Source organism: Thermococcus sp. EP1 (assembly GCF_001317345.1).
Lineage (GTDB): Archaea > Methanobacteriota_B > Thermococci > Thermococcales > Thermococcaceae > Thermococcus_A.
Window position 1 is genome coordinate 72,053 of sequence record NZ_JXCG01000003.1, and the last position, 22,674, is coordinate 94,726.

The window sequence follows — 22,674 nt, forward strand, 5'->3', positions numbered from 1 at the left end:
TTTTGATGAGTGAAGATGAGCGAATATTTCCCTTATACCTCTCTAAGGCCAAATCAGAAAAAGTTTATTGAATTAGTGGATAATGCCATTAGAAATGGGGAGAATCTGGTTATTGAGGCCCCTACGGGGTTTGGAAAAACGATAAGTGTGTTAGCTGGAGTCCTTCCGTATGCCAAGGAGATGGGGTACAAAATTATTTACCTTGCAAGAACCCATAAACAAATGGACAGGGTAATTGAAGAACTCAAAGCGATAAGTAAGAAAACCCATGTTGGTGGAGTTGAATTTAGAAGTAGAAAAGAACTATGTCTCCATCAATATATTCAGAACTTTGCTCCAGATGCGTATAATGCAATGATTGTTTGTAAAAACTTAAAAAAACTTGGAAAATGTGAGTTTTTTGAAAATTTGAAAAAGAAGAAGGAGGAATTTGATGAACTTGTCCAATATTTCGTGGAAAGACCAGCGGAACCTATAACTGTGTTAACTCATTCAAAAATGCTTGATTTTTGCCCATATGAACTTACTCGAAAAATAGCCCTTAAAGCTGATGTGATAGTTGCTAGTTATCTCTACATGATTAATCCTGGGATTAGAGAGAACTTCATGGCATATTTTGATTTCGATTATTCTGATCTGATTGTAATATTTGATGAGGCTCATAACCTACCTAATCAGGCTATAAATGCTTTAAGCGATAAGATAAGTATTTATAGTATCAATAGGGCGATAAAGGAGGCCGATGAATACAAAGAGCATGAGATTGCAAACTTCCTTAGCATATTCTTAAGAGGGCTAGAGAAGCTCTATCAGGAAAAACTAAAAGACATGAAAGTTGATGAGGTTCCCATAATACCTGAGAGTATATTTTATCATGTTTTTGATGTTTTGAGGATAAATGAAAAACAACTTGTTAGAATTTTAGATCAGATGGTAAAGGCAGGAGATGCAATAAGGGAGGACAAGATTGAGCGAAACCTTCCCCCAAGAAGTTATGTAGGGAGAGTAGGGGAGTTTCTCCTTTTATGGTTTGCACTTATTGGTAAAGAGGATTATTTATTCTTGATGAGCCGTGATAAAGGTTTTTCACTTGAACTTGTTGCTTTAGACCCTTCAAAGGCCCTGAATTTTGTGAAAAATGTTCAGTCTGCAATTTTCATGTCTGGGACCCTAGCTCCTCTTGAAGCATTTGCTGATGTTATGGGAATAAAAGGGAAACTCAAAAAGTTTCCTAGGATGGTAAAGAGAGAAAATGCAATAGTACTTGTTGCTAAGGACGTATCTACAAGAGGAGACGAAAGAAGTCTCGAACTTTATAAAAAAATGACCAAATATATCGTGGAGGCTGTGAAGCTTATTCCAAAGAATGTAGGGGTTTTCACAGCATCTTATGAAGTTCTTGAAGGTCTTCTATCTGCAAACGTTGATATTCAAATTCAAGAAGCAACTGGGAAGAAGGTCTTCATAGAGAAGAAAGGAGGGTCATCTAAAGAAAATGATCTTCTTGTAATGGCTTTTAAGGAAGAGTCTAAAAAAGAAGGAGCAGTTCTTCTTGGAGTTATGGGAGGACGAAATAGTGAGGGACAAGATTATAGTGGAGATGAAATGAATGGTGTGATTCTTGTAGGTATTCCTTATGCTAGACCAACTCCTCGTGTGCAAGCTCAGATAAGATATTTTGAAAGCAAGTTCCCAAGGAAAGGGCGATATTATGGCTATGTTTTACCTGCTCATAGAAAACTCGTTCAAGCTGCTGGAAGGGTACATAGAAGTGAAGAGGAGAGGGGTGCTGTAATAGTTTTAGATTACAGGTTGCTTTGGGGCGCTGTAAAAAAAGATCTACCTGATTGGATGAAAGAAACTCTAAAGCCTGTAACTTTAAGTTCAATGAAAAGACATCTTATAGATTTTTATCGTGGAGATAAAATTGAAATTAAAGAAAAAAGCGTCAAATGAGTTAGCCCTTTCTTTTGACAATAAGGTAATATGCAATTGCCCCAATGACCCCAAAGAGAAATGCCACTAAAATCCATAGAACTTTTTTTGAAGTTCTCATGTCTTTCTGGTTCTTTGCAACATCGTAGATAACCCAGACGGTTGCTAAGAGCCCTATTATTAGACCTACTAACCACCAACTGCCCAGCATGATTTCACCTCAGCTCATAATTACTACAGTAATTTATAAATTTTTTCAAAGTATTTTAGTAAAACATGTGAGTTCGCGCTTTAATTTTTGTGGTAAAAACATGACATTTTCTTTTTCAAGCCTCGTTCTTTAGGGCGGGGAGGAGGTCAGAAAGAACATTTATATAGTTTCAATTCTTATTTTTAATTACTTCACTGTCGTATTTAAGGGGAGGCAAGTATATGGAATTAAAAAATATTACTATAAAAATCCTATTCTTGACATTAATTTTAGCGCTTCTGTTTTGGTTTCCTATTCCTAAGATAAGATCCCCATCAGAGATTGGGAACTTAATATATTGGTCATTAGTGGCATTCTTTGATACGTTAGTGCTAAGCTATGTAATAGTCAATTCCAAGTGGAGCGGCTGGAAACTCGTTTTAACAACTTTTGCTGTGTTTTATGGGGTAATGACGTTTCTGAGCCAGATAGAGACCATTGTATTCTTAACCTACTTTGAAGAGATAATCCCTCCTGAGATGATTCCAAAGCTTTTTGTAGAAGGATTTATTGTTGCAGCGATTTTTTCTCCGATAGCAGTGACACTGCATGGTAAAATGGAAGAAAGTCCTCAAGAGTATACTAAAGAGTTTTCTCTTCCTCTAAAGGCTTGGATTTGGAAATTGCTCTTAATTGGAATTGTTTACATGTTTATTTACATTGCGTTTGGAGCTTTGGTCTTCAAGCCATTGGCAGGGAAAGCCTTTGATGAATACTACGCTAACCTGCAGCTGCCGGCATGGATACTTCCATTTCAAATCTTAAGGGGCATAGTATGGGGCCTTTTGGCAATCCCAATAGTTAAGATGATTGATGACTGGAGGAAAGCCCGTTTAGCTGTGGCTTTGCTCTATTCAGTACTCATGGCTAGTCTCCTCTTAGTTCCCAATCCATATATGTCCGATGTCATAAGAAGAGCGCACTTTGTGGAAGTCCTTTTATCGAACTTCTTATTTGGCTGGCTTGTTGTGACTATATTTCACTGGAGGTATGGAAGATGAGGATTGAGATTAGGGAAGTTGATGAAACTAATATAGAGGACATGATTTCAGTGTGTAATCCTCCTACCATCAGTGAGGCATACAAAAAAGGAGTTGAGATTAAAAGAGCATGGCTTCTTGAGATGCTGAGAACGTATGGGGATGTGGGCTTTGTCGGATATTTCAATGGAAAGCCCGCCGTTCAGCTATTAACCTACCCTGAAAAAGCAGATCCAACAAGTCTGAAGCGAGAAAACGTTTTAGTTGTCAACTGTATATACAATCCTCTTTTAGAAGCTCAAAGAAAGGGAATAGCAAGGACTATGGTCGAGAAACTCATTGAAAAGGCAAGAGGGAAATATGAATTTTTAGTGACCCATGCATTTGAAACGGGAGAATTTTTGTCACAGGCAGAGTTCTTTAAGAGGTTAGGCTTCAGGGAGATAACTAAAGAAGACCTTTACTACTCGTTTAGCGGAAGGGAGCTTAAAGAACCTTATTCTGGTTTTTGGAAGGGTGGAGAGGAATATAAGAGGAACGATAAGGATATTGGTAAAGTCTTCCTATTCTATGAACCTACATGTCCCTTCACTTATCTTTGGGCACAGAGGAGTAAAGAAATAGTGAAGGAAATCGCCCCGGAACTGGAGATAAGAATGTTGAATGGATGGGAACACCCAGAAGAGTTTGTGTCCAGAGGGCGGAATTGGATGCTCGTGAATGGTATTCCAATAAAATCGCTCCCTATAGAAAGGGAAAAGTTCAGGGAGGAACTCGTGATAGCAATAAAGACTTAAGTGCGGGAACTGAGGGGTATAATCCAAATTCAAAGTGGAGATGGTAATTTTGAGAATAAGAAAGATGGTGACGTTTGAAAAAGGGGATATAAGGTTTAATTATCGGGTGGTTGGGATTGTATTCAATAAAACTCATGTTCTTCTCCACAGAGCGGAAGAGGATAATTTTTGGGCTCTGCCGGGAGGACGGGTTGAGCTATTGGAGCCTTCAAAAGATGCGTTAAAGAGAGAAATGCAAGAAGAGCTTGGTGTTGAGGTTCGTGTGGACAAGCTAATGTGGGTTGTTGAGACGTTCTTTAAAAATGGTGGGACACTTTTTCATGAGATGGGACTTTACTATCTGGTAGAGCTTCCCAAGGATTGCTCCCTCTACAAGAAAAGACAGTTTTGGGGGAAGGAACATCTAGAGGAAGAAAAAGAAATCAGGTTGATTTTTAAGTGGTTTTCTCTTGATGAGCTTGAGACTCTCCCGCTCTATCCAAAGTTCTTGCGGAAAGCGTTGAGGAATCTCCCTCAAACCACGCAGCATATAGAGGTGTGGGAAAATTTGAAAAAGAGGTCAAAGAGCATCTAGTGGAATTACTTTTCGCAGCTGGGCTTGGATGTCCTTCAGTTTTTCACTAACACCCTCTTTATCCAACTCCTTCCTCAAGCCATAGAGCTCATAGAAAACTGGCAGTATTTCCTTCTCCTTAATAATGCCAAGAGAAAGTGCAGTTTCAATAACATATATCAAATCAACGAAGGCCCTTTGAGGTTCTTGGAGGGGTTCAGTGAGAATTTGTTTTATGGATTCTTTCTGCTTCTGCCTTAGCCACTCGTCTTCTCTCTTAAAGAACTCATCCAACTCTCTCAAATCCTCTTTGGGGATCTCCCATCCACTCGCTTCAACGTTCTCTTCTAAATGCTTTACCGTTGAAGGTCCAGTTAGGGCGCATATTACCCCTTCATGGGCAAGAACCCAAGCGATGGCAACTTGTACTGAAGTCTTACCATAGTTCTCTCCCAACTCGGCAAACTTTTTGGCTATTCTCAAGCCGTGTTGAAAGCGTTCCCTCTGGAAAAGTGGGTCTAAATAACGTATATCCCCAGGTTCAAACTTTTGATTTTCTTTAAACCTCCCTGTGAGCAAGCCTCTCCCCGTTGTGCTGAACGCAATGATTCCTAAATTGTATTTCCTGTAAAGTGGCAAAAGCTTTTCATAAGACTCTCTTGCAACTGCGCTAAACTCTGCAAGGACTGAGAAGGGCTTTCCAAGCTTGCAGTATTCCTCAGTAACATCTAAAGGTAAGTGACCAACCCCATAATATCGAATCTTCCCTTCTTCAACAAGGTCTTCCAACCCTTCAATGGTTTCCTCTATTGGCGTGGTTGGGTCATGGAAGTGAACTTGGTAGAGGTCGATATAATCGGTCTGCAGTCTCTTGAGGCTTTCTTCACAGGCTTTTTTGATGTAGTCTTTGGAGAGGTTTGGTTTTATGCTGCTCCTAACCCCAACTTTTGTAGCTATATAGATGTCTTCACGGAAGGGTTTTACAATCTCTCCCAAAATTTGTTCAGCGTTTCCATAGGCTTCTGCAGTGTCAAAGAAGTTAACCCCAAGTTCATAAGCGCGCTCAATCATTTTTTTGAACTCTCCAAGGTCTTTTGCCCCATAAACCCCGCTCAGAGCATAGGTTCCAATCCCAATTTCGGAAATTTTCAAACCTTTATGCTTTCGGTATTTCACGAATATCACCTTTCAAATCTTTTACTTCTTCTTCCACAACCTTGTGTATGCAAAAACAAGCAACTCATCATTAACGTAAACATTAGCCGTCATTACAGCTTCACTCTCGCTTAAGAAGCAATAGTGGGTAGTGTTCCGTCTTCTTTCTACATCCCCAGCAGGAAGAACCTCGTCATAGGTCTCGAGGATGTATATCTGATCATCGGTTACAAAACCTTCGAATGAATGGTTTCTAATTTTTGCTCCTGTATTAGGATCTTCCTCCGTCTCACCATCCCAGAGCAATTTATTTCCTTCTATCCGCATCCTTGCGATGCCCACGTAGTTACTTCTCGTTCCATCAGGTCTCACAAAGATATTTCTCTGGATCACGATGCCATTTTGAAACTCAGTTTCGATTATTATCTTTCCCTGTTGTGTCACTCCTCCGGCCCGATTAACGTAGTTAGTAAACTCTCCCTCCCAAATGCTAGTATTTTTTAAAAACGCATCGGTTTTGTTGGTATTTCCATTCATTAGTAACATTCCTCCATTATTCATCTCAAAGCTGTCAATGATACCGTGCAGAGGGCCAAAACACCCCAAAGCTCTTTGTCACCTGAGCTCCCGCATCTGCACTACTAATTAGTTCATCAATTCTTGGAATGTTTACGCATACTAACTTTCTGTTATTGTCCAATAAGTATATAATGTTTTGTAAGAACCATAATTAACTATTTCCAATATTAACTAACTTGGAGGGAAGTTCTGGAATGGAAGTTATAATTCTCGGCTCTGGAGTGTACAGCGGCATCCCTAAACCATTGTGTAATTGTGAGAACTGTTCAAGGGCTAGAAAGTTCCCATCATATAGGAGGACGCGATTTTCAATATATATTCCTAAAATCAGGGCATTAATAGATCCTTCACCAGATCTACACTACCATTTGGAACACATTAATGAGAAAATTCAACATGTTTTCATTACTCATGCCCATTTTGACCACATAGGAGGTTTGCCCGAACTCCAGATTTTTAAGCATATTAGGCTTTATGGGCATGCCACAACCCTCGAAGTAGCAAAAGATATGCAAAAGCGTTTCGTAGGGGAGAGTAGGTGGAATTGGGAGTATTTTCCTTTAGAGTTTGGCAAGTGGCATGACCTTGGCTTTAAGGTTTACCACTTTAGAGTCGTCCACCAACCAATAGAAGTTGCAGGCGGCTTTATATTACAAATCAGGGATAAAAAGATAGTAATTACTGGCGATACTGGTCCAGAAATACTTGATGATAATACAACACTAGAAGAGATCAAAGGTGCTGACTTGCTTGTTGCGGATATGACGCACAAGCATTCAATTCCAAAGGCTCATCTTGGGGTTGATGATGCGATAAAACTCGCTAGGATAGTCAGGGCAAAGAAAACTGTCTTTGCCCACATAAGCCATATGAATTACCCTCAAGAAAAGCTTGAGGAGATGGTGAGGCCATACATCGTGGCGAGGGATTTCATGCACGTTGACATATAGCCGATCGCCTCTACCTTATTTCTGAACTACGAAAAAGACCCTGCCACTATTTGGTTGGGGTTCACTCATGTCTTTTATACTTCCCCAGCAGGCAAGCTCTTTAAATCCTACTCGTTTCAAGCACTCTCTAATTTCTCTCAGGGTGTAGGCCTTTTCTTTATGTTCTTCGTCTATTCTGGTCCATGTTTCTCCTTCTTTAATGAATCCGGTGATTTTTAGGGTAGCTATGTCACTTTCAAAGTCGTAGCTTGCTTGGTGAATCTCAAAAACATCCTCGGTCTCTTGGTCAATGTAGCAGGGGCGACGTGTCCACCCAATAGCTAGGCCGTATTTTGTATTCATATCAAAAATAAAGAGTCCTCCTTTCTTGAGTGCGCTGTACACACCAGTAAAGGCTTTTTCCAAATCCTCCAAAGTAAGTAGATAGTTTAGACTGTCATACCAGCATGTTGCTAGGTCAAATTCTTCATCAAAATCCAGAGAGCGCATATCTCCGCAGATAAACTCTACATTTACATTCTCATTTTTGGCTTTTTCTTTTGCAAATTTCAGCATCTCCTCGGAAATGTCAACACCTACGACTTGGAAACCTCTTTTAGCCATTTCAACTGCAAATGTGCCTTCTCCACAGGCTATGTCCAAAATCTTTTGTGGTTTTACATCGAACATCTCAAGTATTATGGGGAGTATTTCAGCCATTTTCTCGCTGAAGCGAGAGTAACGGCCTTTTACATAGAGATATGCAAAGTTTTTATAAATCTTCATAAACATCCCTCTTGATGTGCATCTCTTCTATGACATTATTTAACGTTAACCATTATGCTCAACTACAGTATCATCATTCATTATTACAGCCATTCTTTTCTCATTGCTAAAATGTAGTGCACTAGCCAGTAAGAGAATTATTAAAGTTCCTCTTGTCCCTGTGCTATCTTTTATACTTTCCTGCAAATGATCATGAAATGTTCGCTGAGCCCTACAACACTTGGGTGAGTACAGGTTTTCAAATGACTCTCCCACCAAATCTTCCAAACCTCTTGATAGTTATTGTAAAAGCTATTTAGCTCTCTTCTATGGGTAGATGCCAAACCTTCTAGACCCACCATTCCTAAAATCTCTACATTTCTCTTTTCTAGTTCTTCTTTTAGTTCTTCAGGTAGATAAAAGTGGGCTGGAGCAAATCCAAGTTCACCTGAATAATCTCCACTATCTCTAATCTCTATAAATATGTCAGGTCTTGATTTTGTAGAGTCTGGAAAGTCCACAAGTTGCCCCACCAAAACCGCTAATCTCCCAATTACTGAAATAAAAATTGGAGCATTTTTCTTTGCGACTCTAATTAGCTCATCAATAGCCTTTTCTCTTCTCTTTCTGTCCACTATGTGAGAAAGCACTCCTCCTAAGCAAATTACCCCATCAAAGCTGTTGCTTTCAAAGGTTGAAAGGTCATCAATAGACCCTTCTATTATTTGTTTCACATTTCTTTGAACTCCTGCTTTTTGGATTCTCTTTTTTGCGATCTCTAACAGCTCTGGAGTTAGATCAAGTAGAACGACGTCATAACCAAGCTTTGCTAGTTCAATTGTATATCTTCCAGGTCCTCCTCCAGCATCTAAAATTAAACCCTCTCTGGGTAAGTATTTCCTGAGAAAATGCATAGTTGTTTCAAACTCTAAGTGATGATATGGATCTTTGACAAGTCTCTCCCATTCTCCCGTACCAGATTTGGAGTAATATTTCTTAACTGAGTGCTCATAGTTCATAGATTTCCCCCCATATTAAGACTTGTTTGCTTTAGGTGAGTGGGGAAATAGCTTTTTAAGTAAAGCAACCCTCTCTTCCACGATTTTCTTGTGCTCTTCTTCCGTCAATGTAGGGGCTTTGTTCTTCCAGAATCTATCACATGGGATTTCCTTACATTGCCCACAGTGCTCCAGACCTTTATCAATTACACAGCACTTATAAAAATCACAAACATCAAGTCCCACTTCATGCAACCAGCACGGCCTGCCTTCTATGGCATAACATCCTTCGCAGTTTTTTCCATACATTCCACAGTCGCTACATATGCATCCACATACTCCAATAACTTTTTCCATAACGATACCTCCTTAGGTTTTTAATGTCTGTTTAACTCACTTTAAGCTTTCCCTTTTCTGCAAGAACGGTTATTTAAACCCTGCATCCGTCCTCATACTTTCATCTTCTCTCTGAGCATGACAATTAGTGAACGCGTCACGTTTTCGCGACATCCTTCCTGTTCTGCTTGAAGTTATCTGCCAATTTTTCCAGAGAATTCGTCTCTGGATAGGCCCATACTTTTCGATTTTTCATATCCCATCTCAAGTCCTCCAAACTATTGAGTCACTTTCCTCATTTGCCTTTCACAACCACACTCTCGGCTATTATTCTCCCTTCTTTAAGTTCTCCATCTCATATTTTGCCAAACCTTGTGCACACACTCTTTCGCTTTTTAGTTCTCTCCTCGAGAAACTCCTCTCAATAACCAGAGAGCTTCCCCAAAGTAAAAGAGAGCCTCATTTATAGCCAATCCTCCCTTTAATTGAAAACCTCCAGACTCATAGCCAGCACCCGCTAAAGGAGAACCCCATGCTTCCCTTATTGTTCTCTCTCAGCAGGTCATAATGTAGCTCATCCACGTAACCAAACTCAGGCAAATAAACATGTTTCCTTAAGCGGCCAACAAACTTGAAGCCATTTTTCTCCAAAACTCTCTGAGAAGCTTTGTTCGGCTCATACACTCTTGCCCAAATCTTGTTGAGATTCATGTTCTCGAAAGCAAACTTGCATAATAAACTCAAAGCTTCACTTGCATACCCGTTCCCCCAATGCTCTCTAGCTATAGCATACCAGACCATAGCATGCCTTGAAACCCAGTTAATTCCCTGTAAACCGATGAACCCAACGAGCTCACCACTGATGTTGTCTACTATTGCAAAATCTACCATTTTCTGTTTGTTCTTTTTGGACACCTCATAGATCTCATCAAATTTTTCTCTGGGGTATATTCTCGCTCCATCATTAAGGAAGGTTTGTATATCTCTGTCATTTGCCAATAAAAACCATTTATCTTTGTCTTCTTTCAAAATAACAGCCAATGAAACCTTCTCCCCTTCCATAATTTTTGGTCGTTCCATTATATATGCCTCCTAAAAACTTTATAGGTAGTCTATTTCTTAATAGCAAATATTTTGTTACTTTTTATCGCTTTAAATTCAAAGCGTGCCAGAGAAAAAGATCCTCTGGCTTAATTTGTTCCTTCTTTTTTATCTTCCGTTTCATCCCGGCCATCTATCTCACATCATGTTCCTGAATTCCCATGCTTCTTTAACAGCCCATTCTTTCACGACTTTGCTCTCCTCTTTGCTCACTCTTGTCCAAAATCTCAAACTCTCAAAGTTAAACACTTTACATCACCTCACTATTTCTTAAAGTGCTCAAATTACAATATTCTAATGGTCAAAACTGAGCAATTTTGAGTCTTTTGGCATCTTTTTAGTGTTATAGTACCCCGGAGGTTTCCAAAATACTTTCCTCAAAAAGCGATGCTACATTAACCCTGGGAGAAAATCGGCGAAATAGTGGGCAATCACTGCCGGAAAAATGCTGCGGCTTTTCATATAGAGTATTCCCCAGAGCCAGCCAAATGCACACTGTCCAAGAAATCTAAATAGAGCTGCAGCTATACTGTATCCTGAAGCTTCCCACAAAGGCCCAAAAAAGTTTGTCGGAATGTGCGCTAATCCAAAAAGCAATCCTCCAAAGAACCAGGCTTTGTTTTGTCCCAATGCTCTCTCAAGCTTTGATTGAAGTGTAGCACGGTAAAACCACTCCTCTTTGAACGATGGGGAGAGGAATCCGATTATCAGCTTATCCATACTTGTGGATACAGAACCCTCAAAGAGGAACGCAAAAAAGCCAAAAAACATGCCAAACCCAACTAATGCAGCTGCGGGCTTCCATGCTATTGGGCTTCTAAAGCCAAGCTCTCTTGCACCTCGCTTGTAGATCACAACCTCAACCACAAATGGAAGCAGAAGGACGAGGAAAAAATGCATAGAAAACTTAATTCCCCCTATTGCTATGCTTGGATAAGATTCAGCGCCAAAAAGCACGATGTATGTGATTGATGCAAATATAATCAGCCAAATAGTGACCGCTTCAAGGAGCTCTCTTTTTGGGTTTTCACTTTTTGGCAGAGGTGAGGGATAACTTCCAATCTTTTTATGTGCGAGGAGTACAAAGAGGATTGTTCCAAAGGCGCCAAGTGCCATTTGAAGAGCCGTCTGCATTTAGCTTCCTCCATTGCGTTTAAATGAATCGAGTTGCATTTGGCCATATAAAAACCTTTGCTTACCCAGAAGTTTTTTGATCTTTTCATGCTAAATTCCAAGTTGCAAGAGTTAAATATAAAGACTTAAATAATGGATTAAACAAAATTCAAAAATTAAGGGGAGCATTATGAAAACAAAACTTATCGCTGTCAGTCTGGTTATTTTTGCATTTTTAATATTTGGTTGTTTGGAAAATAAAGGAGATGTTACTCTAACCGAGCCCGGTTCAAACAGGAAGATAGACTATAACGGCACTGAGCTTATGATGGAGCTCAACTTCTGGAACATTAAGGAATTTAATGGAAGCGTTGAACTGGTCTACCATAGGGATAATGCCACGATAGAGTTTCATGCCAATCTAAGCGACATCGTAATGAGAGAACCCTATCGCTATGTCCAAGGTTATCCCGAGGTGTTCTATGGATACAAGCCATGGACAGGCCATGAAACTAGAGGAGAGCTCCCTAAGAGAGTGGGGGTGATTGAGACCTTCGAAGTTATCTTGAACTATTCCCTCTGGCATGAAAGAGATCTTCCTATAAACCTCGCGATGGAGACGTGGTTAACTGCAGAGGAGAAAGCGAGGGAGGTTAAAGAAGGTGATGTGGAGTTAATGGTGTGGCTCTACTCGAATTCACTTATTAGGCCAGCAGGGAGTAGAATTGAGATCGTGAAAACCCCAATAGTTGTAAACGGCACTCTAAAAGAAGTGGAATGGGAGGTATGGGTTTACTGTAATGCTCTCCCCTGGGACTTAATAACCTTCCGCCTAAAAAGGCCCATTAAAAGTGGAGAGATAAGGTTTGATGTTGTACCTCTTTTACTCATAACTAAAGAAGTTTTTGAAGAGAATCCCTGTAGAGTTAGGAAATTTGACGAACTCTATCTAGAAGATTGGGAAGTTGGGACCGAGTTCGGAGGTCCGCATAAGAGGAGTGCCACCTTTGGGTGGCAGATATCTAAATTTGAGATTAATGATGGAAGGTGAAATCAGCATTAGTATATTGATAAAGTGTTGTACTCGATGTCCACAATTTCAATTTGGTCATAGCAAAAGTCTCCTGTTTTCAGCTTCCATATTATGTTGACCTTGCTTGGGACAACAATGCCGTTGAACACTTTGTATTCCACAATCTGTCCTTCCCAGTCCTCTAAAACGAACTCTCCATCAACCTCCATGTACCGTTTTGCAGTGATTCTCGTTACTTCACCCTTTTCGTTAAAATGGAAAACTGCCGAGGCTGAAACCCCATTGTAAGTTATTGTGGCTTTTGCTGAGGTGTTATCTATAGATTCCCATGTGATGTAGTCGTTTAAAAATGCTGAAGGAAACCAGATGCATTCGGCGAGAAATCTCAAAAGCTCTCCGTGATCAACCTCATCTCCTTTTGCATCGACAACCGTAATTAACCCCAATAGTTTTACTACCAAATTGCCCTTACCCTCAACAAATTCGTCCTTTGCATGTATTGATAGCAGTGGAGCAGCTCTCACTTTTGCTATCCAAATAAACTCGGCGGAATCTATCCTAAAATACTGCTCTGCTGTTATTGGCATCCACTTTTGATCTTCTTTCATACGGAAATACCCGCCTTGTTTTAATCTAACGGTGTTGATTTCTTCCTTACCTATGATCTGGGTATATCTTAAATATCTTTGAACCGGCTCAGGCAAATCTTGTATATCTTCCTCGGTAATGACTTTGGGTTTTGTCATATCACTCTCTTTAAAAAGCTCTTTTGCCTCATTCCTTGTCTTTTTGGTGAATGCAACACCACCAAGAACAGCAGTTGAGACTATTAGAATAACAATTATTCCCAATACAATTAATACGCTTTTTATCATTTTGTTTTACCTCGTTTTGGAAGTTCCATCACTTTAATTTGTGATTACAAATCTCATTATACATAAGCGTTATATAGTTTTGGGTATCCAAAGAAGAATTAAGAGAGTTTTAGTTCGCTGGGTTCTAAACACTGGAGGCATTTTGGATGAATCACTATCACGAGGCTAATAAAAGAGGATGGGATGCCACGGCTGAAGAGTGGCAAAAGAGGGTAGAAAAAATATGGAGAAAAGCCTATGAAGATCCAGAGATTGTTCTAAGTGAGCTCGAACTTAAATATTTGGGAGATGTTAAAGGAAAGAAAGTCTGTGTTTTGGGAAGTGGCGATAACTTAGTGGTCTTTGCTCTTGCGGGGATGGGAGCTAAAGTCACCTCTGTGGATATTTCACAAAAGCAGCTCGATATTGCTGCAAAGAGGGCTAAAGAAATTGACGCTAATATTGAGTTTGTACAGGCTGATGTTGTAGATTTGCCATTTAAAGACGAGAGCTTTGACATTGTCTACACTGGTGGCCATGTGGCTGTTTGGGTCTCTAATTTGGAAAAATACTACAGTGAGGCATGTAGGATTTTAAAGCGCGAAGGCCTCTTCATAGTGAACGAGTACCACCCATTCAGGAGGATTTGGGCTGAAATACCGGATAGACTCGAGATTGAGCATAACTACTTTGACAGAGGACCCCATCAATGGGAGCGGGAGACCCCTAAGGGGATTATTCCTGCCTATGAGTTTCATTGGACGATTGAGGATTATGTTATGGCAATGCTAAAAGGAGGTTGTGAGCTTGTAGCACTTCATGAATATGGAGAGGACAGAGAAGACTTTGAAATTGCCAATTTAGAATGCATTCCCCACTACTTGCTCTTAGTGGGATTAAAAAATAGAGAATAATTTAAAAAACAACGGCTATCCTGGATTTGGGTTTTCCATGGGTTACCCAATCATTTCCCTCGTTTCTACACCGATGTTCATGACACTTTCTCTGAAGTTGAGGTAGTAATACATTGATGCAAGGAGGCTGAGAGTAACTAGGGTAGCCACAAGGGTTGAAACATCAACGGTATCTAGGAGAGGCCCAATAACTGCCATTCCAAGTGGAGTTGTAGCCATTATTGCAGTCTCAAAGGCAGAGAAGAATCTGGCACGGACTTCATTGGGGACACCCTTTTGAAGCTTAGTGAAGAGGGGAACATTAACCAGAATGTTGAAGAAGCCACCCCCTATAAAAATCCCGAGTAGTGCTGGATAAGCTACAGGCCTAATTAGAGGATGTACAACCACTGAAAGCAGAAGCAAGCATATAAGTTGGGCAAAAAGAGCTTTAAATAGCAAATTCTCGGAGGATTCTTTGAGTTTCCCTGCTATGAGGAGGTTTCCTGCCAAGGCTCCAATTGTAGCGGCGGTTTGAATACTCCCGAATTGAACGGAGGAGAACCCTAAAATGACTCGTGACATGTACGGGAGGATAACCACAAAAATCGGATTTAGCAGAGTGTTTAGGACTATTCCGAGGCTAACAAGAATGAGTAAACTCTTTGAATTTTTTATAAATTTAAAACCTTCGAGCATATCTTCCCACACTTCGCCGAGACTTGAAATCTTACGGCTTCCCCACTGGTACTCTATTAACATCTCAAAGAGTCCGGAACCAAAGAAACTCACTGCATTTATTAGGATTGCAAGTCTAAGCCCACCAAATGCGTAAATTATTCCTCCCAATATAGGCCCAGCGATTCTTATTATCTGACCACCGCTCTGGAGTGTAGAATTAGCCTGAGCAAGTTCTTCTCTTTTTACAAGGTCGGGGAACATTCCAGAGATCCCTGCTGAGAAAAATGCTCCCATAATACTCATGATTACTTGGATAGCAAGCAGACTCTGGATATCGAGTAGATTGAAGAGAATAACGCCGAAAAGAAGAATACCTCTAGCTATGTCGAGCCACACCATTAGATTTTTTCGGTTATAGCGATCACCAATTACACCGGCTACTGGATTCACTAAGAGTCTTGGGACCAGTTCAGCTATTATAAAAATGCTCATTATGGCTCCGCTACCAGTTTTATCTAGGACATAAAGAGGAACTGCAATGTCCTGAATTACCCATCCAACTTGAGATATCCACCTGCCGAGGGCATAGAGCCAGAAGTTTCTATTGAGCATTATGTTATCACCAAATTACAGTAAGAATGCTCAATTGCAATTATGTTTGTGATCAGTAGTGATCATTTAATCAAAAAAGCCATGGTGCAAAAGTTTATTTACTTCTTCTCAAGAAATTCCTTCAGATCTTCAAAGCTCTTGATATCAGCCCACATATGGATGAATTTTGTATTCGGAACCTCTCTCTTTACATCTTCTACATGAGAAGCTTTATCATCAACATAAACAACCTCTTTAATCTCATAACCAATACTTTTAAGATGTTCAATTGTTCTCCTGATCATATCCGCTTTATCGGGATGATTCTCCATTTTTGGAAAGAGGAAATACTCCCAAATTCCAAATGCTTCTAAAATTGGCCGTACTATTTCTTCTACGTTCCAACTTGCGATGCTTAAGATAAATCTCTCCTTTGCCCATTCAAGAAACTCCCTAACTCCCTCAAAAAGCCTAACTTCTCTTCCATAAACATCTATGAGCAGATTCCCTTCAACCTTAAATTGAGGATCTTTAAATCGGAGAATTTCAAATTTAAGAACCATTTGTGGTACATCTTTTTGTTCCCAAAGTGTTCCGTCTAAATCAAGAACCAAAAGCTTTTTCATGATATCACCAAAAACGAATTATTATCAAAAACAAGATATAAAAGAAAAGAAGGGTTCACTCCTTCTTAACGTGCTTTTCGACAAATTCTTTGAGGATGTCCCTGAGCTTTGGTTCCCCGATTTCTTCGAGCTCATACCTAACTCTGACAGCTGGTTTATTGAGTTTCATAACGCGTCTGAGATCAATTGGGGTCCCTATCACAACTACGTCAGCATCGGCTCTGTTAATGGTTTCTTCAAGTTCTTTGATTTGTTTGGCGCCATAACCCATGGCTGGGAGAATGACGTCTAGATGGTTGTACTTCTTGTATGTGTCGACAATTGAACCGACTGCATAAGGCCTTGGATCAATTATTTCTTTTGCTCCGAACTTTTTAGCTGCAATGTAACCAGCACCGTATCTCATTCCACCGTGGGTAAGTGTTGGTCCGTCTTCAACAACAAGAACACGCTTACCCTTAATGAGCTCGGGTTTATCAACATAGAGTGGTGAAGCACCATCAATGACGATAGCATTGGGGTTAACTTTTTCGATACTTTCGCGAACCTTTTGGATGTCATCTCTGTTGGCAGTGTCAATCTTGTTGATTATTATAACATCGGCAGCTCTGAAGTTGGTTTCGCCTGGGTGGTACTTGAGCTCGTGTCCAGGCCTGTGTGGATCAGTTACAACTATCCAGAGATCTGGAACATAGAATGGGAAGTCATTGTTTCCGCCATCCCAGAGGATTATGTCAGCTTCTTTTTCGGCTTCACGGAGGATCTTCTCGTAGTCTACACCAGCATAGACAACCATTCCCCTGTCGATGTATGGTTCATATTCTTCTCTTTCTTCGATGGTACATTCGTGTTTATCGAGGTCTTCATATGATGCAAATCTCTGAACGATCTGCTTTCTTAAGTCACCATAGGGCATTGGGTGTCTTATAGCAACTACTTTGTAGCCCATCTCTTGAAGTAATTGAGCAACTTTTCTTGAGGTTTGACTCTTCCCACATCCAGTTCTTACAGCTGTGACGGCCACAACAGGTTTTGTGCTCTTTATCATGGTGCTCTTTGGACCCAAAAGCCAGAAATCGGCTCCTGCTGAATGGGCCCTGCTCGCAAGGTGCATCACGTGCTCATGTGAAACATCAGAATAAGCAAATACTACAATATCTATATCATGCTCCTTGATAATTTTTTCTAAGTCATCTTCACTCCATATTGGAATTCCATTGGGATAAAGTTCTCCAGCAAGTTCGGGGGGATAAACTCTTCCTTCAATATCGGGAATTTGAGTTGCAGTAAATGCAACTACCTCGTATTCGGGATTGTCCCTGAAAAATGTGTTGAAATTATGGAAATCTCTTCCAGCTGCTCCGAGAATAACTACTCTTTTTCTTTTCTTTTCGGCCATTTTTATCACCTCAAAATATTCAGCTTAGACAGGTGATGTTTAGATATTGGCATTTATAACTATTTTTGTTGCCTAATGAAACTCTTCGTCCAAAAATCTTCATTTTAGCTTTAGGGATCAAAAAGAAATTTCGACACTACTAGTACTAAATTAGACATAAAACTTATTCACTGTTTTGGGAGTATACTTCTCAGTGTAAGTATATCTCCATCCAGCGTAATTTGAACCTTTAGAACTTCAGTTTTTCTGGCTTTCTCTAGGAATAATTTGTACATCTCATTTGCGCTCTCTTCATTTCTCCAAGAGCTTTTCCAGATAAGTACGTAATGGGTGGAATTTTCTGCTAGGATAATAAGATCTCCGTTCCAAGCCCGTGTAATTGTCAAAGCGCTGTCTGGATTTACCCCATTTGTTATCATAATGAGATAAAAGTAAAATTCCCCTAGCCTATCTACATGGAGTATTTTGTAACTTTCATCGATGTCAATATCTAGTTTTCTAGGGAGAGTTTTATTTAAATAGAGCTCAGGATGCATTATTTGCTGAGTTGTTTGAGGGGGATTTGAGTAAGCATTGTTAACAAGGTTCCATCCACCTACGGAATAAAGATACTCAACAAAATGATCTCCAAAAACATAGGGGAAGTAGCCAAAATTTAGTGGAGGATCTGCTAAATAAAAGGATGTTATTTTTTCTATTTTAATACCATGTATTTTGCAATATATGTCTGCGGTTAAATCTGCATCTCCTTCTACTAAAGCCTTGACAGCTAAACTCCCATCTAGTGTTTCGGGATACTGTGGATTAAAGTATTGCTTCTGAAGAATATGGGTAAATTCATGTGCCAAAACCCTTTGGGAAGTGGCTCCTGTTCTGAAGAAATTCTCTGAAATAATATAAACCTTGTCGCCCGAAGTTACGGCTATCCAAGAGGCCGTTTCTTTAGTTCGAGTTTTTGTTAAATTGTATTCTAGAGGGACTAATAGAGTCATTTTATAAATGAGTTCCCATTTTTTGATATTTTCATAGTCTCTTTTGCTTGGGCCCCATTTTTTAAGTGCCTCTTCTCGAGTGAGAACTTTTATTTCTGGATCTCCTTTAAAAGGAAGTTCTCTGATTTCCTCAACTTCTCTAGAGATATTAAGGGCAATTTTAAGAACTTTTTGTGCTTCCTCACTTGGATAAGAATAGTTATGATATAAGAAAGCGGCAAGGAAAAAGAGTATTATAAAAATCCCAACAACTTGCTTGTTTTTCATTTAATTCACCAAAGAAAGAATGGAGAGATCACTCTTTAAATTCTACAAATTCCTCTTTCATACCTTCTTTTGTTATTGTAACCACTTGTATTTTCCTTTCACCAGTGTACACATCTCTCTTACCTGCTGTTCTAACAGCCTTTATTGCAAGTTCACGAGCCTTTTTGAGACTTATATTCTCCTTGTATCCATCTTCGAGGATTGCTATGGCAAATGGGCTTCCAGATCCTGTGGCGGTATAATTATCGAAGATTAAACCTCCTAAGGGGTCTAAGTTAGCTAAGGTTGGTTCTTCCACATAACCGCCAATTATGATCTGAACCAGATATGGGAACCATTTGCTTTCGTTAAGTATGTTGCTGAGAAGATTCGCCATGGCCTTGGCTGTCATTGGTTTTCCCCATGTGAATTGGTAGTATCTTGCTTCAGCTTCAAGCATTCTGGCTAAGGCTTGTAAGTCTCCTACACTCCCTGCGGTTGTTATGGCAATTTTGTCGGTTATAGGGAGAATTTTCTTTATATTAAGAGTTTCTACCATGTGATCGAGAGAAGCCTGAGTATCTGCAGCTAACACTACTCCATCCTTTAGTTTAATTCCAACCGTTGTTGTCCCAGTTTTCTTTTCCATATCCTCTCACCTCTAGATGTGTATTTCTTAGAAGAGTTTTAAACCTTTGGGAGTATACACTAAGTTAAAGTAGATTTAAAAATAAGCGAAGGAGTTTTCAACCTTCAAGCATGTCCTTGCAGCTCTCGCAGACCCAGCGTTCATAACCCTCGCGAACGACTCTGTGTAGCTGAGCATATTGGCCACATACTTCACATATTCCATAGACTTCTCCAGCTTCTTCTTCAGACTCTTCTTCCTCTTGATTGTATGCATTTAAAGCTGCAAGTAGATCTGCTGCTGTTACAAATCCCATTGGCATTCCTAATTTTGTTACAAGAAGTCTTCTAACACTTTTCTCCATCATTAGTTCAATTGCATCCTGGATGTCATAATCATACTCTATTGTTATGGGAGTTTTTGTCATAATGTCGCTTACTTTGACTTCTTTGGGGTCTTTTCCCTTGGCAACTACCTTATTAAGTATGTCTCTATCAGTAACGATGCCTATGATTTCGTCTTTTTCCATAACAACTGCACTACTGACTTTGTTTTTTGCGAGAATTTTTGCTACTCGTTCGACGGTTTCAACTGGTTTAACAACAATTGCTTTCCTTTTAACTATCTGCTCCACAGTAATTTTTGGCATCATTGTGATCCCTCCTGATTCATGTTGAACTACGCTAGGAGACTTAAAAATGTTTTGGGCTTAGATTCTTTTGCTCAATAAGTATCGAAAAACTAGGAAAAAGCTTACTACGAAAACCAAAACTGCTAAAATATAAGGCATTGGTGAAGCTTTGGCCAATGTGGGCATGACAGTTTTGTTGATAGTTTCAAGACCTGTGGGGGTAGGAGCTTTTTCAACTGCGTATGTCATGTTTTCAAGGCTTGGTTGGGGTTTTTCTACAAGAAGCTTATTGGATACTATGTAGACACTAGAAGCCAATAATCCAGCTATGCTTAAACTTATAATCTGCATCTTCTCAAAAACTCTTAAAAATCGCTTTTTGGTTGGTATTCTCCTTGGGAGAAGCAAAATAGGCTTTGATGAGGCCCTATAAAGTTTTACCTCTTGTAATCTTTTTCCATACTTTTTCCCAGCCACTTCAACAAGACTAACTCTCACCATTTTATCTAAGTGATAAGAAACTGTAGAAATCGGAATATTGAGCTCTTTTGCTATTTCGGACATTGAAAGTGTTTTTTCTTGGAGTAAAGTGAGAATTGAAAGAGCAGTATCATTAGCTAGAATTTGGGCGAGTTCTCGTGCCTTTTCATCTCTGATGTCAATTGTCTCAAATTCCACTCACTACACCACAGAAAACTTGGTAATGTAGGTATTAAAATCTTTGTTTTCACTTCAAAAGTGATTGAAGTTAAAAATTTAGTAAAGTTATGAAAAGGAAAGAAAAGCTAAATTCATGGCTTTTCGAGGATGATCTCAATTGTTGATGTGTTTGCAGTTCTTCCATCAGCTGTTGGAAGTTCTTCTGTGCCTATCTTTATCTCTTTAACTCTAACCTCTGGAAGGAACCTGTTTCTGACGATCTCTGCAACGTCAACAGCTCTGCTGATAGCCCTACCTCTTGCTCTAACGCTAACTTCCTTAGCGCCCTCGTTGAACTGGGTTATTACAGCTAACACATAGTTCATAACAGGCTTCTTTCCTATGAAGACAACATGTTCCTCTGCCATTTTTGACACCCTCCGAAAGTTTTGTCAATAGCAAACTTTGGATATATAGTTAAATACTTTTCGGTTAAATAGCAAAGTTTCCAAATACTCTCTAAAAACCCAAAAAGTTGGGTTTTGATTTTAACATCTTTGTGTTGATTAGAAAATTTTTTTAAGCTAGATTATAACAAGAAATTGGTGATAATATGGCTATTCATCCAATCGATTATAGGTATGGTAGTGAAGAAATGAAACGTATCTGGGAGGAAGAAAATAAACTACAAAAACTTCTTGATGTTGAGGCTGCTTTAGCTAGGGCTCATGCACAACTAGGTAACATTCCTGAAGAAAGTGCAAAAATAATCAGCGAAAGGGCTAATACCAAGTGGGTGAGGGTTGAAAGGGTTCAGGAGATTGAGGAGGAGATACATCACGATATAATGGCCGTAGTTAAGGCTCTGAGCGAAGTTTGTGGAGAACATGGGAAATACATACATCTTGGGGCCACTTCTAATGACATAATAGATACTGCAAATGCTCTCCTAATTAAAGAGTCTTTGGAGATTGTCCTAAAGGATTTAAAAGAGTTGAGAACAATTTTGAAGAGTCTTGCGAAAGAACATAAGTATACCGTGTGCATAGGAAGAACTCACGGCCAGCATGCAGTTCCAACGACATATGGAATGAAATTTGCAATATGGCTTGATGAAATACAAAGACACATAGAGAGAATTGAAGAAGCAAAAAAGAGAATTCTGGTTGGACAAATGAGTGGTGCTGTCGGGACAATGGCTTCTTTTGGTGAAATGGGCTTAAAAATCCAGGAATTAGTGATGAAAGATCTTGGTCTCAAATCTGCTCTAATAAGCAATCAAATAATTCAGAGAGATGTGTATGCAGAACTTATGAGTATTTTGGCCATTATAGCATCTACTCTTGATAAAATTGCTCTTGAGATAAGGAATCTTCAGAGAACTGAAATTTTAGAGATTAGTGAGCCATTTGGAAAGAAACAAGTAGGTTCTTCCACAATGCCTCATAAGAGGAATCCAATAAGAAGTGAGAAAATTAGTGGGCTCGCGAGAGTTATCTATTCAAATATTATTCCAGCACTTTTGAATAACCCTCTATGGCATGAGCGGGACCTTACAAATTCTTCCGTCGAACGGGTAATACTTCCAGAGACATTTGTGCTCTTAGACGAGATGCTTAAAAACATGAAGAAAGTGCTTTTGGGTCTGGAATTTTTCCCAGAGAACATAAAGAAGAACCTTTACCTTACAAAGAACTTAATAATGGCTGAACCATTAATGTTAAAGCTTACTGAGAAAGGTATGGGAAGGCAGGAGGCTCATGAACTTGTAAGGAGGCTTGCAATGAAGGCGTTTGAGGAAAATAGGGATCTGTTGGAAGTGTTGTCTGAAAGCAAAGAAGCAAGAGAGTATTTAACAGACGATGACTTAGCATCATTAAAGCCTGAAAACTATATTGGCATGGCCCCTCAGATAGTTGACAATGTCATAGCTTACGTAGAAGAAAAAGAGAAAACTGAGGAGTCTTAAA

25 protein-coding genes are annotated in these 22,674 nt (G+C 39.6%); 8 read left to right on the forward strand and 17 right to left on the reverse strand.

Annotated elements, in window-relative coordinates; all coding sequences use genetic code 11:
• The first annotated feature begins 15 nt into the window (after window positions 1-15).
• Window positions 16-1,956, forward strand: a complete 1,941-nt coding sequence (locus tag EP1X_RS03145) for a helicase C-terminal domain-containing protein (RefSeq protein ID WP_055281638.1) — start codon at window positions 16-18, stop codon at window positions 1,954-1,956.
• 1 nt (window position 1,957) lies between these two features.
• On the opposite strand, the gene EP1X_RS03150 is transcribed toward EP1X_RS03145, so the two are convergent.
• On the reverse strand, window positions 1,958-2,146 hold the full coding sequence (locus EP1X_RS03150) for a PLDc N-terminal domain-containing protein (RefSeq protein ID WP_055281640.1): 189 nt from the start codon (window positions 2,144-2,146) through the stop codon (window positions 1,958-1,960).
• Window positions 2,147-2,367: 221 nt separating this feature from the next.
• Here EP1X_RS03150 and EP1X_RS03155 point away from each other — a divergent pair, with 221 nt between their 5' ends.
• From EP1X_RS03155 to EP1X_RS03165, 3 genes are read left to right on the forward strand one after another with little or no spacing between them, the layout of a single operon-like run.
• Entirely contained in the window at window positions 2,368-3,186 is an 819-nt protein-coding gene (locus tag EP1X_RS03155) for a hypothetical protein (RefSeq protein WP_055281642.1), read from the forward strand.
• Window positions 3,183-3,962: a hypothetical protein gene (locus EP1X_RS03160; protein WP_055281644.1), complete on the forward strand. Its 780-nt coding sequence runs from the start codon at window positions 3,183-3,185 to the stop codon at window positions 3,960-3,962. The genes EP1X_RS03155 and EP1X_RS03160 overlap by 4 nt, the downstream gene beginning before the upstream one ends.
• A 49-nt stretch (window positions 3,963-4,011) precedes the next feature.
• Window positions 4,012-4,536: an NUDIX hydrolase gene (locus EP1X_RS03165; RefSeq protein ID WP_216597215.1), complete on the forward strand. Its 525-nt coding sequence runs from the start codon at window positions 4,012-4,014 to the stop codon at window positions 4,534-4,536.
• Here EP1X_RS03165 and EP1X_RS03170 read toward each other — a convergent pair.
• Window positions 4,522-5,691 carry an aldo/keto reductase gene (locus tag EP1X_RS03170; protein WP_055281646.1) on the reverse strand — a complete coding sequence of 390 codons (1,170 nt, stop codon included), beginning with the start codon at window positions 5,689-5,691 and terminating at the stop codon, window positions 4,522-4,524. The two genes, EP1X_RS03165 and EP1X_RS03170, sit on opposite strands and share 15 nt — an antisense overlap.
• 21 nt (window positions 5,692-5,712) lie before the next feature.
• On the reverse strand, window positions 5,713-6,207 hold the full coding sequence (locus EP1X_RS03175) for a hypothetical protein (protein ID WP_055281648.1): 495 nt from the start codon (window positions 6,205-6,207) through the stop codon (window positions 5,713-5,715).
• Between the two features lie 236 nt (window positions 6,208-6,443).
• Here EP1X_RS03175 and EP1X_RS03180 point away from each other — a divergent pair, with 236 nt between their 5' ends.
• A complete protein-coding gene (locus tag EP1X_RS03180; RefSeq protein ID WP_055281650.1) occupies window positions 6,444-7,199 on the forward strand; it encodes an MBL fold metallo-hydrolase in 756 nt (251 codons plus the stop codon).
• A 15-nt stretch (window positions 7,200-7,214) separates the two neighbouring features.
• Here the strand turns inward: EP1X_RS03180 and EP1X_RS03185 are convergent, their stop codons facing one another.
• The 5 genes from EP1X_RS03185 to EP1X_RS03205 all read right to left on the reverse strand — a co-directional run bounded on the left by EP1X_RS03185 (window position 7,215) and on the right by EP1X_RS03205 (window position 11,512).
• Window positions 7,215-7,964 (reverse strand): class I SAM-dependent methyltransferase, encoded by a 750-nt coding sequence (locus EP1X_RS03185; protein WP_055281652.1) that lies wholly within the window; start codon window positions 7,962-7,964, stop codon window positions 7,215-7,217.
• Window positions 7,965-8,134: 170 nt separating this feature from the next.
• On the reverse strand, window positions 8,135-8,962 hold the full coding sequence (locus EP1X_RS03190) for a bifunctional 2-polyprenyl-6-hydroxyphenol methylase/3-demethylubiquinol 3-O-methyltransferase UbiG (protein ID WP_055281654.1): 828 nt from the start codon (window positions 8,960-8,962) through the stop codon (window positions 8,135-8,137).
• 15 nt (window positions 8,963-8,977) lie between these two features.
• Window positions 8,978-9,298, reverse strand: coding sequence for a DUF3795 domain-containing protein (locus EP1X_RS03195; protein ID WP_055281656.1), 321 nt, complete (start codon window positions 9,296-9,298; stop codon window positions 8,978-8,980).
• 480 nt (window positions 9,299-9,778) lie between these two features.
• A complete protein-coding gene (locus EP1X_RS03200; protein WP_055281658.1) occupies window positions 9,779-10,357 on the reverse strand; it encodes a GNAT family N-acetyltransferase in 579 nt (192 codons plus the stop codon).
• Window positions 10,358-10,768: 411 nt separating this feature from the next.
• Window positions 10,769-11,512, reverse strand: a complete 744-nt coding sequence (locus EP1X_RS03205; RefSeq protein ID WP_055281659.1) for a CPBP family intramembrane glutamic endopeptidase — start codon at window positions 11,510-11,512, stop codon at window positions 10,769-10,771.
• Between the two features lie 169 nt (window positions 11,513-11,681).
• Here EP1X_RS03205 and EP1X_RS03210 point away from each other — a divergent pair, with 169 nt between their 5' ends.
• Entirely contained in the window at window positions 11,682-12,542 is an 861-nt protein-coding gene (locus EP1X_RS03210) for a hypothetical protein (protein WP_055281661.1), read from the forward strand.
• A gap of 8 nt (window positions 12,543-12,550) precedes the next feature.
• Here EP1X_RS03210 and EP1X_RS03215 read toward each other — a convergent pair whose 3' ends face one another.
• The gene (locus tag EP1X_RS03215; RefSeq protein ID WP_055281663.1) at window positions 12,551-13,399 is read right to left on the reverse strand and encodes a DUF6544 family protein; all 849 of its coding nucleotides are present in this window, start codon (window positions 13,397-13,399) and stop codon (window positions 12,551-12,553) included.
• A gap of 146 nt (window positions 13,400-13,545) precedes the next feature.
• Between EP1X_RS03215 and EP1X_RS03220 the strand changes: the two genes are divergently transcribed.
• Window positions 13,546-14,292 carry a class I SAM-dependent methyltransferase gene (locus EP1X_RS03220; RefSeq protein ID WP_055281665.1) on the forward strand — a complete coding sequence of 249 codons (747 nt, stop codon included), beginning with the start codon at window positions 13,546-13,548 and terminating at the stop codon, window positions 14,290-14,292.
• 42 nt (window positions 14,293-14,334) lie between these two features.
• Here the strand turns inward: EP1X_RS03220 and EP1X_RS03225 are convergent, their stop codons facing one another.
• The 8 genes from EP1X_RS03225 to albA form a co-directional block, all read right to left on the reverse strand.
• The gene (locus EP1X_RS03225) at window positions 14,335-15,564 is read right to left on the reverse strand and encodes an MFS transporter (RefSeq protein WP_055281666.1); all 1,230 of its coding nucleotides are present in this window, start codon (window positions 15,562-15,564) and stop codon (window positions 14,335-14,337) included.
• Between the two features lie 98 nt (window positions 15,565-15,662).
• Window positions 15,663-16,169, reverse strand: coding sequence for a magnesium-dependent phosphatase-1 (locus tag EP1X_RS03230; protein WP_055281668.1), 507 nt, complete (start codon window positions 16,167-16,169; stop codon window positions 15,663-15,665).
• 55 nt (window positions 16,170-16,224) lie between these two features.
• Window positions 16,225-17,568 (reverse strand): cyclic 2,3-diphosphoglycerate synthase, encoded by a 1,344-nt coding sequence (locus tag EP1X_RS03235; protein WP_055281669.1) that lies wholly within the window; start codon window positions 17,566-17,568, stop codon window positions 16,225-16,227.
• 167 nt (window positions 17,569-17,735) lie between these two features.
• A complete protein-coding gene (locus EP1X_RS03240; RefSeq protein WP_055281671.1) occupies window positions 17,736-18,827 on the reverse strand; it encodes a DUF4157 domain-containing protein in 1,092 nt (363 codons plus the stop codon).
• Between the two features lie 28 nt (window positions 18,828-18,855).
• Entirely contained in the window at window positions 18,856-19,455 is a 600-nt protein-coding gene (gene psmB / locus EP1X_RS03245) for an archaeal proteasome endopeptidase complex subunit beta (RefSeq protein WP_055281673.1), read from the reverse strand.
• Between the two features lie 97 nt (window positions 19,456-19,552).
• The gene (locus EP1X_RS03250; protein ID WP_055281675.1) at window positions 19,553-20,086 is read right to left on the reverse strand and encodes a cyclic nucleotide-binding/CBS domain-containing protein; all 534 of its coding nucleotides are present in this window, start codon (window positions 20,084-20,086) and stop codon (window positions 19,553-19,555) included.
• A gap of 57 nt (window positions 20,087-20,143) precedes the next feature.
• Window positions 20,144-20,743, reverse strand: coding sequence for a transcriptional regulator (locus EP1X_RS03255; RefSeq protein WP_055281677.1), 600 nt, complete (start codon window positions 20,741-20,743; stop codon window positions 20,144-20,146).
• Between the two features lie 113 nt (window positions 20,744-20,856).
• Entirely contained in the window at window positions 20,857-21,132 is a 276-nt protein-coding gene (gene albA, locus EP1X_RS03260; protein WP_048160373.1) for a DNA-binding protein Alba, read from the reverse strand.
• Between the two features lie 185 nt (window positions 21,133-21,317).
• Here albA and purB point away from each other — a divergent pair, with 185 nt between their 5' ends.
• Complete coding sequence (gene purB / locus EP1X_RS03265) at window positions 21,318-22,673, forward strand: adenylosuccinate lyase (protein ID WP_055281678.1); 1,356 nt, start codon at window positions 21,318-21,320, stop codon at window positions 22,671-22,673.
• Window position 22,674: the final 1 nt, after the last annotated feature.

Coding starts and splice junctions, on each gene's coding strand:
- EP1X_RS03225 (WP_055281666.1), bottom strand. CDS start 15,564: ATGCTCAATAGAAACTTCTGGCTCTATGCCCTCGGCAGGTGGATATCT.
- EP1X_RS03175 (WP_055281648.1), bottom strand. CDS start 6,207: ATGAATGGAAATACCAACAAAACCGATGCGTTTTTAAAAAATACTAGC.
- EP1X_RS03195 (WP_055281656.1), bottom strand. CDS start 9,298: ATGGAAAAAGTTATTGGAGTATGTGGATGCATATGTAGCGACTGTGGA.
- EP1X_RS03235 (WP_055281669.1), bottom strand. CDS start 17,568: ATGGCCGAAAAGAAAAGAAAAAGAGTAGTTATTCTCGGAGCAGCTGGA.
- EP1X_RS03230 (WP_055281668.1), bottom strand. CDS start 16,169: ATGAAAAAGCTTTTGGTTCTTGATTTAGACGGAACACTTTGGGAACAA.
- EP1X_RS03160 (WP_055281644.1), top strand. CDS start 3,183: ATGAGGATTGAGATTAGGGAAGTTGATGAAACTAATATAGAGGACATG.
- EP1X_RS03220 (WP_055281665.1), top strand. CDS start 13,546: ATGAATCACTATCACGAGGCTAATAAAAGAGGATGGGATGCCACGGCT.
- EP1X_RS03155 (WP_055281642.1), top strand. CDS start 2,368: ATGGAATTAAAAAATATTACTATAAAAATCCTATTCTTGACATTAATT.
- EP1X_RS03180 (WP_055281650.1), top strand. CDS start 6,444: ATGGAAGTTATAATTCTCGGCTCTGGAGTGTACAGCGGCATCCCTAAA.
- EP1X_RS03250 (WP_055281675.1), bottom strand. CDS start 20,086: ATGATGCCAAAAATTACTGTGGAGCAGATAGTTAAAAGGAAAGCAATT.
- psmB (WP_055281673.1), bottom strand. CDS start 19,455: ATGGAAAAGAAAACTGGGACAACAACGGTTGGAATTAAACTAAAGGAT.
- EP1X_RS03215 (WP_055281663.1), bottom strand. CDS start 13,399: ATGATAAAAAGCGTATTAATTGTATTGGGAATAATTGTTATTCTAATA.
- EP1X_RS03190 (WP_055281654.1), bottom strand. CDS start 8,962: ATGAACTATGAGCACTCAGTTAAGAAATATTACTCCAAATCTGGTACG.
- EP1X_RS03185 (WP_055281652.1), bottom strand. CDS start 7,964: ATGAAGATTTATAAAAACTTTGCATATCTCTATGTAAAAGGCCGTTAC.
- EP1X_RS03205 (WP_055281659.1), bottom strand. CDS start 11,512: ATGCAGACGGCTCTTCAAATGGCACTTGGCGCCTTTGGAACAATCCTC.
- EP1X_RS03150 (WP_055281640.1), bottom strand. CDS start 2,146: ATGCTGGGCAGTTGGTGGTTAGTAGGTCTAATAATAGGGCTCTTAGCA.
- albA (WP_048160373.1), bottom strand. CDS start 21,132: ATGGCAGAGGAACATGTTGTCTTCATAGGAAAGAAGCCTGTTATGAAC.
- EP1X_RS03200 (WP_055281658.1), bottom strand. CDS start 10,357: ATGGAACGACCAAAAATTATGGAAGGGGAGAAGGTTTCATTGGCTGTT.
- EP1X_RS03210 (WP_055281661.1), top strand. CDS start 11,682: ATGAAAACAAAACTTATCGCTGTCAGTCTGGTTATTTTTGCATTTTTA.
- EP1X_RS03240 (WP_055281671.1), bottom strand. CDS start 18,827: ATGAAAAACAAGCAAGTTGTTGGGATTTTTATAATACTCTTTTTCCTT.
- purB (WP_055281678.1), top strand. CDS start 21,318: ATGGCTATTCATCCAATCGATTATAGGTATGGTAGTGAAGAAATGAAA.
- EP1X_RS03145 (WP_055281638.1), top strand. CDS start 16: ATGAGCGAATATTTCCCTTATACCTCTCTAAGGCCAAATCAGAAAAAG.